This window comes from Massilimicrobiota sp. An142 (genome assembly GCF_002160725.1).
Lineage (GTDB): Bacteria > Bacillota_I > Bacilli_A > Erysipelotrichales > Coprobacillaceae > Allocoprobacillus > Allocoprobacillus merdigallinarum.
The window spans coordinates 101,265-117,308 of record NZ_NFLD01000003.1 but is presented as its reverse complement, the minus strand read 5'-3'; the positions used below and the strand labels follow the sequence as shown (position 1 = coordinate 117,308).

16 protein-coding genes are annotated in these 16,044 nt (G+C 33.4%); all 16 read left to right on the top strand.

What is annotated here, in order from left to right:
• On the top strand, nt 1–282 hold a 282-nt coding region (locus B5E87_RS02445), incomplete at its 5' end, for a hypothetical protein (RefSeq protein ID WP_087243360.1).
• A gap of 10 nt (nt 283–292) precedes the next feature.
• On the top strand, nt 293–1,351 hold the full coding sequence (gene aroB / locus B5E87_RS02440; RefSeq protein ID WP_087243359.1) for a 3-dehydroquinate synthase: 1,059 nt from the start codon (nt 293–295) through the stop codon (nt 1,349–1,351).
• Between the two features lies 1 nt (nt 1,352).
• Complete coding sequence (gene aroA, locus B5E87_RS02435; RefSeq protein WP_087243358.1) at nt 1,353–2,627, top strand: 3-phosphoshikimate 1-carboxyvinyltransferase; 1,275 nt, start codon at nt 1,353–1,355, stop codon at nt 2,625–2,627.
• Nucleotides 2,608–3,675 (top strand): chorismate synthase, encoded by a 1,068-nt coding sequence (gene aroC, locus B5E87_RS02430; protein WP_087243357.1) that lies wholly within the window; start codon nt 2,608–2,610, stop codon nt 3,673–3,675. The genes aroA and aroC overlap by 20 nt, the downstream gene beginning before the upstream one ends.
• Nucleotides 3,676–3,677: 2 nt before the next feature.
• Nucleotides 3,678–4,796: a chorismate mutase gene (locus B5E87_RS02425; protein WP_087243356.1), complete on the top strand. Its 1,119-nt coding sequence runs from the start codon at nt 3,678–3,680 to the stop codon at nt 4,794–4,796.
• A complete protein-coding gene (locus B5E87_RS02420; RefSeq protein WP_087243355.1) occupies nt 4,783–5,289 on the top strand; it encodes a shikimate kinase in 507 nt (168 codons plus the stop codon). Before B5E87_RS02425 ends, B5E87_RS02420 begins: the two co-directional genes overlap by 14 nt.
• 684 nt (nt 5,290–5,973) lie before the next feature.
• Complete coding sequence (locus tag B5E87_RS02415) at nt 5,974–6,861, top strand: ROK family protein (RefSeq protein WP_087243354.1); 888 nt, start codon at nt 5,974–5,976, stop codon at nt 6,859–6,861.
• Between the two features lie 33 nt (nt 6,862–6,894).
• On the top strand, nt 6,895–7,593 hold the full coding sequence (locus tag B5E87_RS02410) for a hydrolase (protein ID WP_087243353.1): 699 nt from the start codon (nt 6,895–6,897) through the stop codon (nt 7,591–7,593).
• 282 nt (nt 7,594–7,875) lie between these two features.
• On the top strand, nt 7,876–8,763 hold the full coding sequence (gene thyA / locus B5E87_RS02405) for a thymidylate synthase (protein ID WP_087243352.1): 888 nt from the start codon (nt 7,876–7,878) through the stop codon (nt 8,761–8,763).
• On the top strand, nt 8,763–9,239 hold the full coding sequence (locus B5E87_RS02400) for a dihydrofolate reductase (protein WP_087243351.1): 477 nt from the start codon (nt 8,763–8,765) through the stop codon (nt 9,237–9,239). The genes thyA and B5E87_RS02400 overlap by 1 nt, the downstream gene beginning before the upstream one ends.
• Nucleotides 9,236–9,955, top strand: a complete 720-nt coding sequence (locus B5E87_RS02395) for a lysophospholipid acyltransferase family protein (protein ID WP_087243350.1) — start codon at nt 9,236–9,238, stop codon at nt 9,953–9,955. Before B5E87_RS02400 ends, B5E87_RS02395 begins: the two co-directional genes overlap by 4 nt.
• Before the next feature lie 186 nt (nt 9,956–10,141).
• On the top strand, nt 10,142–11,101 hold the full coding sequence (locus tag B5E87_RS02390) for a hypothetical protein (RefSeq protein ID WP_087243349.1): 960 nt from the start codon (nt 10,142–10,144) through the stop codon (nt 11,099–11,101).
• Nucleotides 11,102–11,189: 88 nt separating this feature from the next.
• On the top strand, nt 11,190–12,314 hold the full coding sequence (locus B5E87_RS02385) for an FAD:protein FMN transferase (RefSeq protein WP_479684542.1): 1,125 nt from the start codon (nt 11,190–11,192) through the stop codon (nt 12,312–12,314).
• Between the two features lie 10 nt (nt 12,315–12,324).
• Nucleotides 12,325–12,564 (top strand): TIGR03905 family TSCPD domain-containing protein, encoded by a 240-nt coding sequence (locus tag B5E87_RS02380; RefSeq protein ID WP_087243347.1) that lies wholly within the window; start codon nt 12,325–12,327, stop codon nt 12,562–12,564.
• A gap of 70 nt (nt 12,565–12,634) precedes the next feature.
• On the top strand, nt 12,635–12,943 hold the full coding sequence (locus tag B5E87_RS02375; protein ID WP_087243346.1) for a hypothetical protein: 309 nt from the start codon (nt 12,635–12,637) through the stop codon (nt 12,941–12,943).
• 39 nt (nt 12,944–12,982) lie between these two features.
• Entirely contained in the window at nt 12,983–16,042 is a 3,060-nt protein-coding gene (dnaE, locus tag B5E87_RS02370) for a DNA polymerase III subunit alpha (protein ID WP_241147114.1), read from the top strand.
• Nucleotides 16,043–16,044 lie beyond the last annotated feature (2 nt).

Genomic DNA, 16,044 nt, shown 5'->3' with positions numbered 1-16,044 from the left:
TACACAAGAAATACATTAGACTTGCAGGCGATACCTGTTATCAAAAGATTGACACACTTGCCAATCATTATAGACCCATCACATGCAGGAGGAAAATGGTGGCTGGTAGAGCCAATGGCCAAGGCAGCAGTTGCAGCAGGATGTGATGGATTGATGATAGAAGTGCATAATGATCCAGAACATGCTTTATGTGATGGACCACAGTCATTAAAACCAGAGAAATATACAAAATTATTGAAACAGGTTGGAGAAATTGCCCATATTGTTGGAAAAGAAATTTAGGAGTGAAAAGATGGATTTAAAAGTCAATTTACAAAAAGACAGTTACAAGATATATATCAAACAGGGATTGTTGGATCATATTCTAGAATATATCGAGCCATTATGTAAAGGGAAACAAGTCATGATAATTTCTGATGATCAAGTTTATTCACATTATGGTCAAAAACTCACACAACAACTCAGTCAGCGTTATCGTGTAGGTCAAGTTGTCATTCCTCATGGAGAACAATCAAAAAGATTTGATATTTTACCAGATATTTATCATCAGTTACTTGCTTTTCATTTGACAAGAAGTGATGCTATTATCGCATTAGGTGGCGGTGTGATTGGTGATTTAGCTGGTTTTGTTGCCAGTACATTTTTAAGAGGTGTGCAATTCATTCAGATTCCAACATCACTTTTAGCTCAGGTTGATTCCAGTGTCGGTGGGAAAGTCGCTGTTGATTTACCTGAGGGTAAGAATCTGGTTGGTGCTTTTAAACATCCTGGGGCTGTCTTTATTGATCCACTGACATTAAAGACACTTGATCAAAGATATATCAATGATGGTATGGGTGAAGTGATTAAATATGGCTGTATTTTTGATCAATCACTCTTTCAACAATTGCTTTCCTATACATCTTTTGATGATCTATATCAGGATATTGATGAAATTATTTATCGTTGTGTTGATTTAAAACGTATTGTTGTGGAAAAAGATTTATTAGATTTTGGAGATCGTTTAGCTCTTAATTTTGGTCATACATTAGGTCATGCGATTGAACAGTATTATCATTATGAAAAATATTCACATGGGGAAGCTATTAGTATTGGAATGGTTCAACTTAGCCTTATTGCTGAAAAGAAAGGATTAACCCAAAAAGGAACAGCTGATCAAATAAAAAAAGCATTAGACTTATATCATTTGCCTTACATAGCTCATATTCCTACTGAAGAATTAAAAAAAGCTATGGCTTTAGATAAAAAGAATATCAATCAGAAACTATCTTTTGTTTTATTAAAGGAGATTGGAGATTGCTTTATTTATCCAAGTGATTTATCATTTATAGATGAAAGTAGGGAGGTCTAATATGGCAATCAGTATAACACCTAAACAATTATCAGGGACAGTCTGTGTTCCACCATCAAAGAGCCTGGCACACCGTGCTATTATATGTGCATCATTATCACGTGGTAGAAGTGTCATTACCAATATAGAATATTCTCAAGATATTCGTGCAACTATTGGGGCTATGAAAAGCTTAGGAACAATGATTTTTGAATATGATGATTATTTAGAAATTGATGGAACAACAACTTTTATGAGAAATCAATGTGAAATCAATTGTTTTGAATCAGGATCAACTTTAAGATTTATGATTCCTATCTCACTTGTCTGTGAAAGTAATCTGCATTATATAGGTGAAGGAAGACTGGGGAAAAGACCAATGCAGGTTTATTATGATATTTTTGAACAACAGGGGATTTCTTATTTATATAGAGAGAATGTTTTAGATTTATATATCAGAGGAAGAATGCATGGAGGAGAATTTGAAATACCAGGTGATGTATCATCACAGTTTTTAAGTGGTTTATTGTTTGCATTACCATTAATAGATGAAGATTCACGTATTGTGATCACTTCTCCAATGCAGTCAAAAGGTTATGTCGATCTCACATTACAAATGTTAGAAAAATACGGTATTCACATTGAAAATCATGATTATCGTGAGTTTATCATTCGTGGAGGACAACAGTATCAGGCATGTGATTATCGTGTTGAGGCTGATTTTTCTCAGGCAGCCTTTTATCTGGTAGCAGGAGCCTTGCATAATGATGTGCTTCTTCAAGATTTGAATATTGATTCTTATCAAGGTGATAAGGTTGTCATTGAACTGTTGAAACAAATGGGGTGTCAATTTGAAAGAACAGCTCAAGGAGACAGGATGTCTTGTCAAAAGATGCATGCAATCACAATTGATGGTTCACAATGTCCAGATATTATTCCCGTGATGGCTTTAGCTTGTGCTGTTAGTGAAGGGACTTCCAGAATTGAAAACATTAGTCGTTTACGTATCAAAGAATGTGATCGTCTCAAAGCAACAGTCGAAGTGATTAATCAACTGGGAGGACAGGCTAAGGAATTTGAAGACGCTATGGAAATTCAAGGCGTTGCTTCATTACAGGGTGGACATGTTTCATCTTATCATGATCATCGTATGGCGATGATGGAAGCTATCGCTTCAAGTGTGTGTGATCAGCCCGTTGTCATTGATGATGAACAATGTGTGGACAAGTCTTATCCAGATTTCTGGGAGGATTTTCAGTCGTTAGGAGGTGACTTTCATGAGTGCGAATTGGGGTAGTCATATTGAATTGTCACTTTTTGGTGAAAGTCATGGAGAAGCCATTGGTATTGTGATGGGGAACTTGCCAGCAGGTATTCGCCTGGATATGGAACAGATTCGCTGGTATATGAAACGTCGTGCACCGGGGCAAAATAAAATGTCAACACCTCGACAGGAAAAAGATGAGGTACATATTGTCAGTGGACTTGTAGATGGAGTCACAACAGGAGCGCCAATATGCGCCATGATTTATAATCAGAATCAGCATTCTAAAGATTATAGTGAGCTAAAAGCCTGCATGCGCCCAGGGCATAGCGATTATCCAGCCTATATGAAATATCATGGTTTCAATGATGTGCGTGGTGGTGGACATTTTTCAGGACGTCTGACGGCTCCCCTTGTTTTTGCTGGAAGTATTGCCAGACAAATTTTAAAAGAAAAAGGAATTATTGTTGGGGCACATATTCAAAGTATTCATCATATTCAAGATCAACCTTTTCCAGTAGATATTGATGAAACATTATTAGAACAATTATCATCAAAAATGTATCCCACTCTTGATGAAGATGTTTTTTCAAAAATGCAGGAAGTCATTGAATCTGCACGACTTCAACAGGATTCAGTTGGGGGAATTGTTGAATGTGCGATTATAAATGTTCCAGCAGGAATAGGCAATCCATTCTTTGATTCTATTGAATCTCATTTATCGCCATTACTCTTTAGTATACCAGCGGTAAAAAGTGTCAGCTTTGGTCAAAGAAATATCACTGAAATGTATGGTCATGAAGCGAATGATGCTTACTATTATCAAGAAGGACAAGTGAAAACAAAAACCAATCATAATGGTGGAGTCACGGGAGGTATCACAAATGGAATGCCGATTGTTTTTCAAGTTGGTATCAAACCGACACCATCTATTTCACAAATACAGGAAACAGTGAATGTACAAACACAAACAAATACACAAATTCAAGTGAAAGGAAGACATGATCCATGTATCGTACCAAGAGCAGTGGTCGTTGTTGAATCCATGGCTGCTTTAGGTATTTTGGATATGCTGGGATAATTATGAAGGATTTAAAACAATGTCGTCAGGAAATTGATGAAATAGATGAACAGATGATGGCTTTATTTGAACGAAGAATGAAAGTAGCAAAAGATGTTGTGACGTATAAGATGGCTCATCATATGGAGATTTTTCAAAGTGAACGCGAAGCTCAGGTCATTCAAAACAATGTTTCACGTATCCAGTCAGAAGATTTTCATTCTTATGCAAAACTGTTTCTGACATCTATGATGAATATTTCAAAGTCATATCAGACAACATTTTTACCGCATCCTCAAACCTTGACTTATGCTTTGCCTAAGGCCAATAATATTACAGTTGGATTTCAGGGGGTACCAGGTTCTTTTTCACAAAAAGCATTAGATACTTATTTTGGTAAACAAACCAAAAGACAACAATATACGCATTTTAAAGATGTTTTTGAAGCTTTAAAACGTGATGAAATAGATTATGGTATTGTTCCTTTGGAAAATTCATCTACTGGAGCTATTAATGATAATTATGATGCGATTAGAGATTATGGATTTTATATTGTTGGTGAACAGAGTCTTTCTGTTTCACAACATTTATTAGGCATCAAAGGGGCTAAGCTTGAAGATATTCAAGACGTTTATTCGCATCCTCAAGGTTTATTACAGACATCTCTGTTTTTAGAAAAACATCATATTCAACCTCACGAATATGAAAATACAGCGATGGCAGCCAAGTATGTCTCAACATTACAGAATCCTCATATTGGAGCTATAGCCTCTTCTCAGGCAGCTCAATTATATGATTTAGATATTCTTCAAGATAATATTCAAAATATTCAAAACAATGCCACTCGTTTTATTATTTTTGGGAAACAATTAGAAGTTGTAGAAGATGCTTCATGTATTAGTATTGTTTTTACCTTACCACATCAAGTCGGCGCATTATATCAGGTCATGAAGATTATTTATGATTATGCGATTAATATGTTACGTATTGAATCACGCCCATTATTAGAAACACCTTGGGAATATTATTTCTATGTGGATTTAGAAGGAAGTTTAAAAGATGTGGCGATGATACAGGCTTTGGAAGATATGAAAGCTCATACCAAAACAATGAGAGTATTAGGAAATTATGTTAAAAAGTAAAAAAAATATTATCTTGATTGGTATGATGGGATGTGGAAAAACGACAATTGCACGTTTGTTAAAAGATCAGTTAAAAATGAATTGGATTGATATGGATATATATATTGAAGATAAATATCAGATGCGTATTTCTGAAATGTTTGATATATCTGAAGATTATTTTAGACAAAAAGAAACAGAATGTTGTTTGGATGTTTCTAAAATGGAAAACATGATTATTTCAACGGGTGGAGGTGTCGTTGAAAGATGCGATAATATCAAGGCGCTTCGTCAAAATGGTTATATTATCTATGTTGATAGACCCATCCCCTTGATATTAGAAGATATAGACACTTCATCACGTCCTTTATTGAAAGATGGGGCTCAAAGACTTTATGAGCTCTATCAAAAAAGACATCCTCTTTATTTAAAGGCCTGTGATTATCATGTTGATAATGATGAAACATTAGAAGAGATATGTACAAAAATAATATTGAAATTAAAAGAATTATAGTCATTGATAAGCTATAATTCTTTTCTTTATCATTTCTACTCTGGCTAATTTTAACAATTGAAAATTGTAGACTTTTTTATTTGAATATGTATAATATAAATGCATATTTGGTGCATATTCATAATGAGGTGTTCAATCTCAAGGCATCCTATGATGACGAGTGACGGTTATGACTCGTCGGTAAAATAAAAAATGACCGAACGATGATGATGTGTGAGAGCAAAGACACATCGGTAAAATAAAAAATGGCTCAAGGATGCAAGATAGAGGAATCTGTAACAGGTTCCTCTTATTTTTTAGAAAAAGGAAGATATTCAAAATGTATGATTATGTAGAACATGTTAATGGTTATATACCATTATATATCAAACAATTTGATAGAAAATATAAATATTCTACTCTTCAATATTTTCATAAGGAATTGAGGATTTCGAAGTGAAGATAAAAATGTTAGGAAAATTGATATGAAGTATCATTGAAATGATGTAGTTGTGAGATGAATCATGACTATAGTTTGATTTATATCAATGAAAAATTTATGTTTAGAATCGAGATGTCATTTATCAAATAAATAGGATATGATAATTTTATCGTTTCTGTAAAGATATTTCTGGTTTGGTTATTCACAGGGAAGTTTATTTAATGGTATAATAAAGTGTAAAAAGAATAAGAAAGGTGAATGAAATGAAAAAATATTTATGTGTAGATGTTGGTGGGACAGCCATTAAAATGGGGATATTAGATGAAGAAGGAACAATTTATGAAACAAAGAAAGTCAAAGTTCCTCCAACAATAGAAGAGATGTACCAGGTTATCGTTGATGCTTTCTTTCATGAAGATAATTTAGAAGGTGTTGCTTTAAGTATGCCAGGTGCAGTAGATAGTGAAAAGGGAATTATTGGTGGTTCTAGTGCTATTGATTATATTCATGGACCACATATTAAAGAAGATTTAGAAAGTCGTTTACATGTTCGTGTCGAAATGGAAAATGATGCCAATTGTGCGGCATTGGCTGAAGTCTGGAAAGGGGCTGCCAGTGATGTTGATGATTGTTGCTTTATTGTCAGTGGAACAGGTATTGGTGGTGCCGTTGTCAAAAATCGTCGTATTCACAAAGGGGTACATTTACATGGTGGAGAGTTTGGTTATATGATTGCTCAATTTGACTTTGATACGCATGAAATGCATACATGGTCTGAAATTGGATCAACAGTTGCTGTTGTGAAAAATGTCGCAAAAGCAAAAGGAATTGATGCTTCCTCATTAAATGGTCAGGACATCTTTGATCATTATCATGATGATCCTATTTATGAAAAATATGTTGATCAATATTATTATATTTTAGCTAATGGTATTTATAATTTACAATATGCCTATGACCCTCAAAAAATAGTCATTGGTGGCGGTATTAGTGCAAGAAGTGATTTACTTGATGAAGTGAACCAACGTTTAGATGTAATCTTTAAGACTTTTACACATGCGAAAGTTCGTCCAACCGTTTTCACATGTCAATATCAAAATGAAGCTAATTTATTAGGAGCTTTATTTCATTTCTTCACAGTGAATTCATAAAAATAATATATAATAATATAGAGGTGATGATGCATGGAAAAAATAACACCTACTGTTGATTCTAAGTTAAGACATATTGTCAAAGTTCCTCAATGTATATATGATGTATCAGGAATCACAATTAATGGGAAAAGGATTAAATCTTTAGTGTTTTCTACTGATGTGGCAGTTATTTCAAATTGCAACGCTGATGCCGTGATAGCTGTTTATCCATTTACCCCTACAATGCAGATTACAAATGCTATTATTGAAGTGGCACAAAAACCTGTTTTTGCTGGAGTGGGTGGAGGAACAACATCAGGACCAAGAGTGAATAAAATCGCTTTAGATGCTGAATTGCATGGGGCTACAGCTGTTGTTTTAAATGCACCGACTAAGACAAAATTTGTACAGGAGCTATCTCAGATTATTGATATTCCTATTGTTTTAACAGTTGTTTCTACTGATGAACCATTAGAAGAAAGAATGTTACATTCAGGAGCAAGTATCATTAATGTATCAGGTGGTAAAAAGACAGTAGAAATTATTAAAGCATTACGTAAGATTGATCGAGATTTTCCAATTATCGCAACAGGTGGACCAAATGAAGAAACGATTAGAGAAGTCATTGCAGCAGGAGCGAATGCTGTGACGTATACACCACCATCAAATGGGGAAATATTTAAAGAAATGATGGAGCGCTATCGTATACAATGTTCACACCATGATGATGACGATGACGACGATGATTAAATAATCACATACGATTTAAAAATGAGATTTTCAAATATATTTGAGTATCTCTTTTTTTATGAGCATTGATATTAATGAGTCTACTTTTATATATGCTTACAAAGAAATATTTTATAAAAGATACCAAGGCTATATGTGTATAAAAGAATTTTTCGTGCAATAAACGATATATTGAAGTCTAGTTAAAAATAATAGACTTTATCAATATCATTTCTATTTATGCAATACAAAAATAATGACTTTTGTTTCTTTATTCGCTATAATAAGCAAGAGGTGAAAAATGTGAAACAGTATTTAGATATGTGTCGTTATATATTAGAACATGGGGAAGATCGTGATGATCGTACAGGAACGGGAACACGTAGTGTTTTTGGTTATCAGACACGTTATGATTTACGTGAGGGTTTTCCTTTGATGACAACAAAAAAGATGTTTTTAAGACCTATTGCAGAAGAGCTTTTATGGTTTATTAAGGGAGATACAAATATTAAGTATTTAGTTGATAGAAATGTCAAAATATGGAATGAATGGCCTTATGAAAATTTTAAGAAATCCAAAGATTTTCATGGTGAAAGTTTAGAAGAATTTGTTGCGAAAATAAAAGAACTGCCTGCTGATGATCCATTTGTTGTGAAATATGGAGAACTAGGACCTGTTTATGGAAGACAATGGCGTAATTTTAATGAACAAGGTATTGATCAATTACAGAATTTAATTGATTCTTTAAAAAACAATCCTTTTTCAAGAAGACATATTGTCAGTGCATGGAATCCTGTAGAAGTTGATCAGATGGCTTTACCACCATGTCATGCTTTTTTACAGTTTTATGTGTCAGCTGATCGCAAATATTTATCTTGTCAGTTATATCAAAGAAGTGCTGATACATTTTTAGGTGTTCCTTTTAATATTGCATCTTATGCTTTAATGACAGCTATGTTAGCGCAGGTATGTGGATATGAAGCCAAAGAATTTATTCATACCATTGGGGATGCCCATATTTATAAAGATCATTTTGATGTTGTGAAAGAACAAATTTCTAGAACACCACTTCCATTATGTCAATTAAAGTTAAATCCTGAAGTGAAGTCTTTATTTGATTTTACAATTGATGATATACATATTGAAAATTATCAAAGTCACGGAAGATTATATGGGAAGGTGAGTGTCTAATGATTAGTATTATTGTGGCTATGGATGATAATCGTTTGATTGGAAAGAAGGATTCATCTAATGGAATGCCATGGAACAACAAAGAAGATTTAAAGCATTTTAAAGAAACAACCATTCATCAGACTATTTTAATGGGTTATACAACATATCAGGCTATTGGTAGACCATTACCTCATCGTCATACTATTGTTGTGAGCTTTGAACCATTTGAAGATGATCGTGTAGAAGTGAGAACATCATTAGAAGAAGTGATTCAGGAATATAAAGAGAGTGGAAAAGATTTATTTATTTCTGGTGGGGCTTCCATCTATAAGCAGTCTTTACCTTATGTTGACCAATTGTTGATTTCTAGAATAAAAGGAACACATGATGGAGAAACTTATTTTCCAGATTTTGATGGATATGGTTTTGTTTTAAAGGAAGTTAAACCATTTGAAACATTTGATTTGGAAATTTATCAAAGAGGTGCCCAATGAAAAGAATTATATTTTTAATCTTTAGATTATTATACAGAATACCTGGATGGTTATTAACGATTCATCGTTATAATAAAAATAAAGAGAACATCAGTTTTGCACAAAGATTCTATTTTATTCAAGAATTGGTTAGAAAAGTCAATCAAAAATCAAGAGTTCAGATTCATTGTTATGGTAAAGAGAATTTACCTGAAGAACAGGGTTATTTAATGGCTCCTAATCATCAGGGATTATTTGATGCCTTGATTTTATTTGGAACACATGATAAACCATTTAAATTTATTGTAAAAAAAGAGTTAATGCATGTCTTTGTCTTAAAAAATGTATTACATATGGTTGATGCTTTAGCCATTGATCGTGAAAATATTCGTGCTTCAGTCAAAGTCATTAGACAAGCTTCAAAAGATATGGCTGCTGGTACAAGCTATGTCATCTTCCCTGAGGGAACAAGATGTCGTCAACAAAACAAAATGCTTGAATTTAAAGGTGGAACTTTTAAATCTGTTATGGATGCAAAAAAACCAATTGTGCCAGTCGCATTAATTGATTGTTATAAGGTGTTTGATAATAACTCTATTGAAAAAGTAGATGCTCAGATTCATTATCTACCACCTATCTATTATGATGAATATAAAGATATGAATAGTACAGAAGTTGCAAGTATGGTTCAATCAAGAGTTGAAAAATGTATTCAGGAAAACGAGAATAAATTCTAGAAATTTATTCTTTTTTTTCTTATGAATTTTTTCACAAAATCATTGATGGATTCAAAATAATTTGTATTTTCTGTTTGTTTTGAACCTAAAAATAAGTGGGAAAACAGCGAAAAAAACTTGATATATAAACGCTTTCAAGATATAATATATATAGTTCAAAAAAGGAATGGGAAGGAGAATTTTTTTATGAACAAATTATTAAAAGTTTTAGCTGCATCTGCTTTAGTGGCTACTGTTTTAGTTGGATGCGGTAAAAAAGGAGAATCAACTGGAGGAGCTGCTGAAGGTGCAAAATATGCAAAAGCTGGTTTAGGTGTAGTATCAACTGTATCTGAAGGACAAGTTAATACTACATTTGCTGGTGTAGGTTTAGATGCTGACGGAAAAGTTCAATGGATCGACATTGATGTTGCACAAGGAACACCTAATGGTGGAGATGCTCAATATACTCAAACTAAAGAACAAAGAGGTTCTGATTATGGAATGAAAGATACTTCAGCTCAAATGGGTAACATTGAAGGTGGAGCAGAATGGGATGCACAAGCTGCTGCATATGAAAAATGGGCTACAGGAAAAACTGCTAAAGAAATCGCAAACGTTGAAACTATGGATTTCCATGGTGGAAAAGCTGCAAAAACTGGTTCTGAATTAGCTGCTGGATGTACAATTACTATTGATGATTTCCAAGCTGCTGTTGCGAAAGCAATTGAAAACGCTCAAGAAGTTTCTACTGATAACTTATCTTTAGGTAGAGCTATGTCTTATGAAAGTGATACTTATCAAGAACCTTGGACTTATTTAACTACTGATTTAGCTTTAGTTGCTACTGATGCAGATGGAAAAATTCAATGGTTAGATATTGAAACTGCAAAAATCGCTGCTGATGGTTCTCAATTAAAAACTAAAACTGAATTAGGCGATGAATATGCAATGAAATCTACTTCAGCTCAAATGGGTAACATCGAAGGTGGAGCAGAATGGGATCAACAAGCTGCTTCATTTGAAACATGGGCTAAAGGAAAAACTGCTGATGAAGTTGCCAAAGCTGCTGGTGAAGATGGAAAACCAACAGATACAGATTTAAGTTCTGGATGCACAATTTCAATTACTCAATTCCAAGCTGCTGTTGCTGATGCATTAAAATAATGAAATCAATACAAGAGTCATGAAATTCATGGCTCTTTTTTGTGGTTTTTTTTCTTATTTATTGCTATAATGAACACTGGTGATGAAATTGAAAAAAGGAATATTAAGCTTATTGGCTTTATCAATGATGAGTTTGGTCGTTGGATGTGAAAAAAAATATGAATTAATGAGTCATCATTTTACAGGACCATTTGATACCATTACGACTTATATGTCTTATGCCAATAATGAAGAAGAATTTAATGAACAATGTGATTATATTGAAGAACAGTTGAATTATTATGATCATCTGTTTGACAAGTATAATACATATGATAATATGAATAATCTCAAAACAATTAATGATAATGCAGGTCAAAAGGCCATTGAAGTTGATCTACCATTAATTGATTTATTGACACTAAGTATTGAAAGAAATAAAACGATTTCTTCTAAAGTGAATGTCGCTTTTGGAAGTGTTATTAATATTTGGCATGATTACCGTGATAAGGCTGAAGCTAATGGTGGTGTTGGTGAAGTGCCAGATAGCGAAGAATTAGAAAAAGCTAATTTACATACAAGTATTGATAGTATTCAAATTGATGAAAAGCAAAAGACTGTCTATATTGATGATCCTGAAGTTTCAATTGATGTAGGGGCCACTGCTAAGGGTTATGCGATTGAATTAATTAAAGATGGTCTGATTGAAAAAGGTGTTGATAATTTCTTATTGAGTGGTGGTGGCAATGTGGCCAGCCATGGTCAAAGAAAAATTCAAAAAGAAGGTGATTTTTATCTTGATGAATGTGCCGATAAATTCTGTGTCGGTATTGAATCACCTCAAGATGGTAATTATTCAGCAAGTGCAGATGATCCTGACAGTGAAAATGAAGCTGTTTTAGTTGTTCAGGGAGAATCAATTGTCACAAGTGGAGACTATCAAAGATTCTATCAGGATGATAATGGCATCAGATATCATCATTTGATTGATCCGGATACTTTATATCCAGCTGTTTATTTTAGAAGTGTCAGTATCATTACAGAAGATAGTGGCTTGGCTGATTTCTTGAGTTCAGCTGTTTTCTTGATGAGTTATGAAGATGGATTGAAACTGATCAATTCATTGGATGGCGTAGAAGCAATCTGGCTATTAGAAGATGGTCAAATCAGAATGTCAGATGGTTTAAAAGATAATGAAAATATTTATGTAATAGAAAAATCAAGATTGAAATAGGAGGAAAAGTATGCAAAGTTATAAAACCAAAGGAACATGTTCATCACGAATTGATTTTGATATTGAAGATGGTAAAGTAACACATGTGAAATTTATTGGTGGCTGTTCAGGAAATACACAGGGAGTAGCCAGACTTGTTGAAGGGATGAGTAAAGAAGAAGCTATTGCTAGATTAGAAGGTATTCGCTGTGGTGCGAAATCAACATCTTGTCCAGATCAGCTTGCAAAAGCATTAAAACAAGCTCAGTAGAACAAAACAATGTTCTACTTTTTTTGTCTTTTTTAGTTGTTGTCTACATATGATAGATTAGGTGATGTCTATGATGATACGTAGAATGAAAAAAATGCAACTGTTATGTGGAATTCTTTTAATATTACAACTGGTATGTTTTCAATGGATGATTCCATTTCATTTTTTAGCTGTTTTGTTGAGTATCATTATTATAATTAATCAAAGATGGTTTAAAGTTATACAACTTCAATATCATTTTTATTTAATTGGTTTATATTTTTATCGTTTATGGGTTTTAAGTATTGAAAGTTTTTATTTTTTAGATTTGATTTATGTTGTGTTTTGTCTGTATATTGCGATTATGTTAATTCTTTTCTCGTTTCATTGTATCTTATAATGATTTTTTTTGTTATAATGTAGCATAAAGGAGGCGGTTATGATGTTTGGTCATTTGCAGATTTATAGTGGTTATAGTTTTCAACAAAGTACAATTTTAATTGAAGATTTGGTTATGGCTGCAAAAGAGAAACATTTAGATGCCTTAGCCTTAACAGATAAAAATAATATGTTTGCGACAATAGAATTTAGTGAAACATGTTTAAAAAATAATATTAAACCTATTTTGGGCATGGAAGCCAGTGTCTTGATTGATGGGAATATTTATCCGTTTATTCTTTTGGCTATTGATGATCAGGGTTATTTTGATCTGGTTCAAATCTGCTGTGAGATTAATTTAAGTCAAGATCGTGCCATTGCCCTAAATAAACTGGCTTTGTATCATGAACATCTTTATATCATTTCTGGTTTGGAAGATGGTATTATTGAACGTCATGTCACAAAGGAAATGGAAGATGAAGCAATTAAATATATGCGTTTATTTCAAGAACTTTTTCATGATCATTATTATATCATGTTACAAAACCATCATTTAAAATTTCAGGAACAACGCAATCAAAGAATCATATCTTTGGCTCGTTATGTTAAAGTCAAAGTGATTTGTTCTAATGAAGTGCGCTATTTAAAAAAACAGGATGCTTTGGCTGTTGATTTGATGCAGGCTTCTTTAAGTGGGACGGTCTTAGATGTGCAATATGAGCCATTGACGCAAGAAAAATATTTAAAAAGTGAAGCTGAAATGGAACAGTTATTTTCATCAGAGATTATTGAAGAAACAAGAAAAGTGTTAGTGACATGTAAAGCGACAGTGCCTTTACATGAAAAATATTTACCAACATATCCTGTTCCACATCAGGGAAAAGCTGTTGATTATTTAAGAAGTTTATGTAAAGTTGGATTAAAGAAACGCTTTGGTCATCAGGACATTCCCATCGCTTATAAAAAACGTCTACAATATGAATTGAATGTGATTCATGAAATGGGATTTGATGATTATTTTTTAATTGTCTGGGATTATGTTCGCTGGGCAAAAGTGCATAAAATTCAAGTCGGACCTGGAAGAGGGAGTGCGGCTGGAAGTCTGGTTGCCTATGTTTTAGGAATTACCAATATTGATCCATTACGTTATGATTTGCTGTTTGAGCGTTTTTTAAATCCTGGTCGTGTTTCTATGCCTGATATTGATATTGATTTTCAGGATGATCGTCGTGATGAAGTGATTCGTTATGTTATTGATAAATACGGTCAGGATCATGCCGCACAGATTGTCACTTTTAATACTTATGGACCTCGTGTAGCAATCAAAGAAATGGGAAAAGTCATGGGAATTCCACTTGCACGATTAGAATTAATTGCCAAGATGATACCGACTTCTCCTAAAAACAAAAAAACGATTACGCAGATGTATCAGACTTCTGCGCAGTTTCAATCTCTGATCAATCAAGATCCACGTCTTAAAAAAATCGTTGGAGCAACGAGTATTATTGAACATTTACCACGTAATGTATCAACACATGCGGCGGGAGTTATTTTATCTAGACGTGCTTTACATGAAGTTGTGCCATTAGTTGTAGGACCAACTTCAACATTAATGAGTCAATATTCTAAAGATTATATTGAAACAGCTGGTTTTTTGAAAATGGATTTTCTAGCTCTTAAAAATCTCACAATGTTGGATTATATTTGTAAAGATATTGAACACAATGAAGGGGTTTCTATTGCATTGAATCAATTGCCATTAGATGATGAAAAGACATATCGTCTGATTTCCAAAGCAGATACTTTTGGTGTCTTTCAGTTAGAATCTTATGGGATGCGTCATTTGTTAAGACAGATGAAACCTTACTGTTTTGATGATATTGTGGCAGCTATAGCCTTGTTTAGACCAGGACCTATGGAAAATATTCCGACTTATTTAAAACGTCGCAGTCATCAAGAAAAGATTACATATCCTTTAAAGGAGTTAGAACCTATTTTAAAATCGACTTATGGCATCATGGTTTATCAGGAACAAATGATGCAGGTTGCCCAAAAAATGGCAGGTTTTTCACTTATGAAAGCTGATATACTGAGAAAGGCAACATCTAAAAAAGAAACACAGCTGATGCAGTCCATGAAAGAAGAATTTATTCAAGGTTGTTTAGATCATGGTTTCACTCAAGAAAAAGCTATTGAAGTTTTTGGCCTGATTGAAAAGTTTGCCGATTATGGATTTAATAAGTCACATAGTGTGGCTTATGGATACGTGGCTTATCAGTTGGCATATTTAAAAGCCAATTATCCACTTTACTTTTTTGCATCGATCTTATCTAATGAATTATCAAGTGAAAATACAAAGGTGCATTGTATTCAGGAGTGTAAAGCTTATCATGTCCAGATTTTACCACCGTCAGTCAATTATTCTCAGGCTCGTTTTATGGTGGAAGATGGGCATATTCGCTATTCTTTATTAGCCATTAAAAATGTTGGATATGCAGGTTATAAAGCTATCGTTGAAGAACGTGAAAAAGGATTGTTTTTAGATATTTATGATTTTATGATGCGTATGGAAAATTCACATTTATCTAAAAAAATGTTAGAATCATTGGTTGATGCAGGGGCTTTGGATGAGTTTGGAATGTCACGTCAAACCATTTTAAAGAATCTGGATGCGATTAGGGATTATGGACATTTAAAAGAAAATCTGGGGATTGATGAAAAACCAGTTTTAACGATTTATCAAGATCAGCAGGAAGAAAAACTCGCAAGAGAAAAAGCTGTATTAGGTGTGTATCTATCTATGCATCCTATTGAACTGATGAAACAAAAGATTCAGACAGCTTATGTTAATGTGGCTGATTTGGATGAATATATCCAAAAGACAGTTAATGTTGTTGTGCAGTTACAACGTGTTAAAAATATTACTGATCGTAAGGGTCAGGAAATGTGTTTTATTGAAGCAATGGATGAAACAGGTAGTATGGATGGTGTTGTCTTTGCTTCAAGTTATAAAAACATAGGAATGATGTTAAAGAAAGGAAATATTTGTCTTATTCAGGGAAAAGTCAATATGAAAGATAAATTATCTTTGATTGTGGATAAGGCAAGGGTTGTTGAATAGAT

What these genes read in the sequence shown, in the direction of transcription:
- aroB (WP_087243359.1), top strand. Translation starts at nt 293, where the DNA reads ATGGATTTAAAAGTCAATTTACAAAAAGACAGTTACAAGATATATATC.
- aroA (WP_087243358.1), top strand. Translation starts at nt 1,353, where the DNA reads ATGGCAATCAGTATAACACCTAAACAATTATCAGGGACAGTCTGTGTT.
- aroC (WP_087243357.1), top strand. Translation starts at nt 2,608, where the DNA reads ATGAGTGCGAATTGGGGTAGTCATATTGAATTGTCACTTTTTGGTGAA.
- B5E87_RS02425 (WP_087243356.1), top strand. Translation starts at nt 3,678, where the DNA reads ATGAAGGATTTAAAACAATGTCGTCAGGAAATTGATGAAATAGATGAA.
- B5E87_RS02420 (WP_087243355.1), top strand. Translation starts at nt 4,783, where the DNA reads ATGTTAAAAAGTAAAAAAAATATTATCTTGATTGGTATGATGGGATGT.
- B5E87_RS02415 (WP_087243354.1), top strand. Translation starts at nt 5,974, where the DNA reads ATGAAAAAATATTTATGTGTAGATGTTGGTGGGACAGCCATTAAAATG.
- B5E87_RS02410 (WP_087243353.1), top strand. Translation starts at nt 6,895, where the DNA reads ATGGAAAAAATAACACCTACTGTTGATTCTAAGTTAAGACATATTGTC.
- B5E87_RS02400 (WP_087243351.1), top strand. Translation starts at nt 8,763, where the DNA reads ATGATTAGTATTATTGTGGCTATGGATGATAATCGTTTGATTGGAAAG.
- B5E87_RS02395 (WP_087243350.1), top strand. Translation starts at nt 9,236, where the DNA reads ATGAAAAGAATTATATTTTTAATCTTTAGATTATTATACAGAATACCT.
- B5E87_RS02390 (WP_087243349.1), top strand. Translation starts at nt 10,142, where the DNA reads ATGAACAAATTATTAAAAGTTTTAGCTGCATCTGCTTTAGTGGCTACT.
- B5E87_RS02380 (WP_087243347.1), top strand. Translation starts at nt 12,325, where the DNA reads ATGCAAAGTTATAAAACCAAAGGAACATGTTCATCACGAATTGATTTT.
- B5E87_RS02375 (WP_087243346.1), top strand. Translation starts at nt 12,635, where the DNA reads ATGATGATACGTAGAATGAAAAAAATGCAACTGTTATGTGGAATTCTT.
- dnaE (WP_241147114.1), top strand. Translation starts at nt 12,983, where the DNA reads ATGATGTTTGGTCATTTGCAGATTTATAGTGGTTATAGTTTTCAACAA.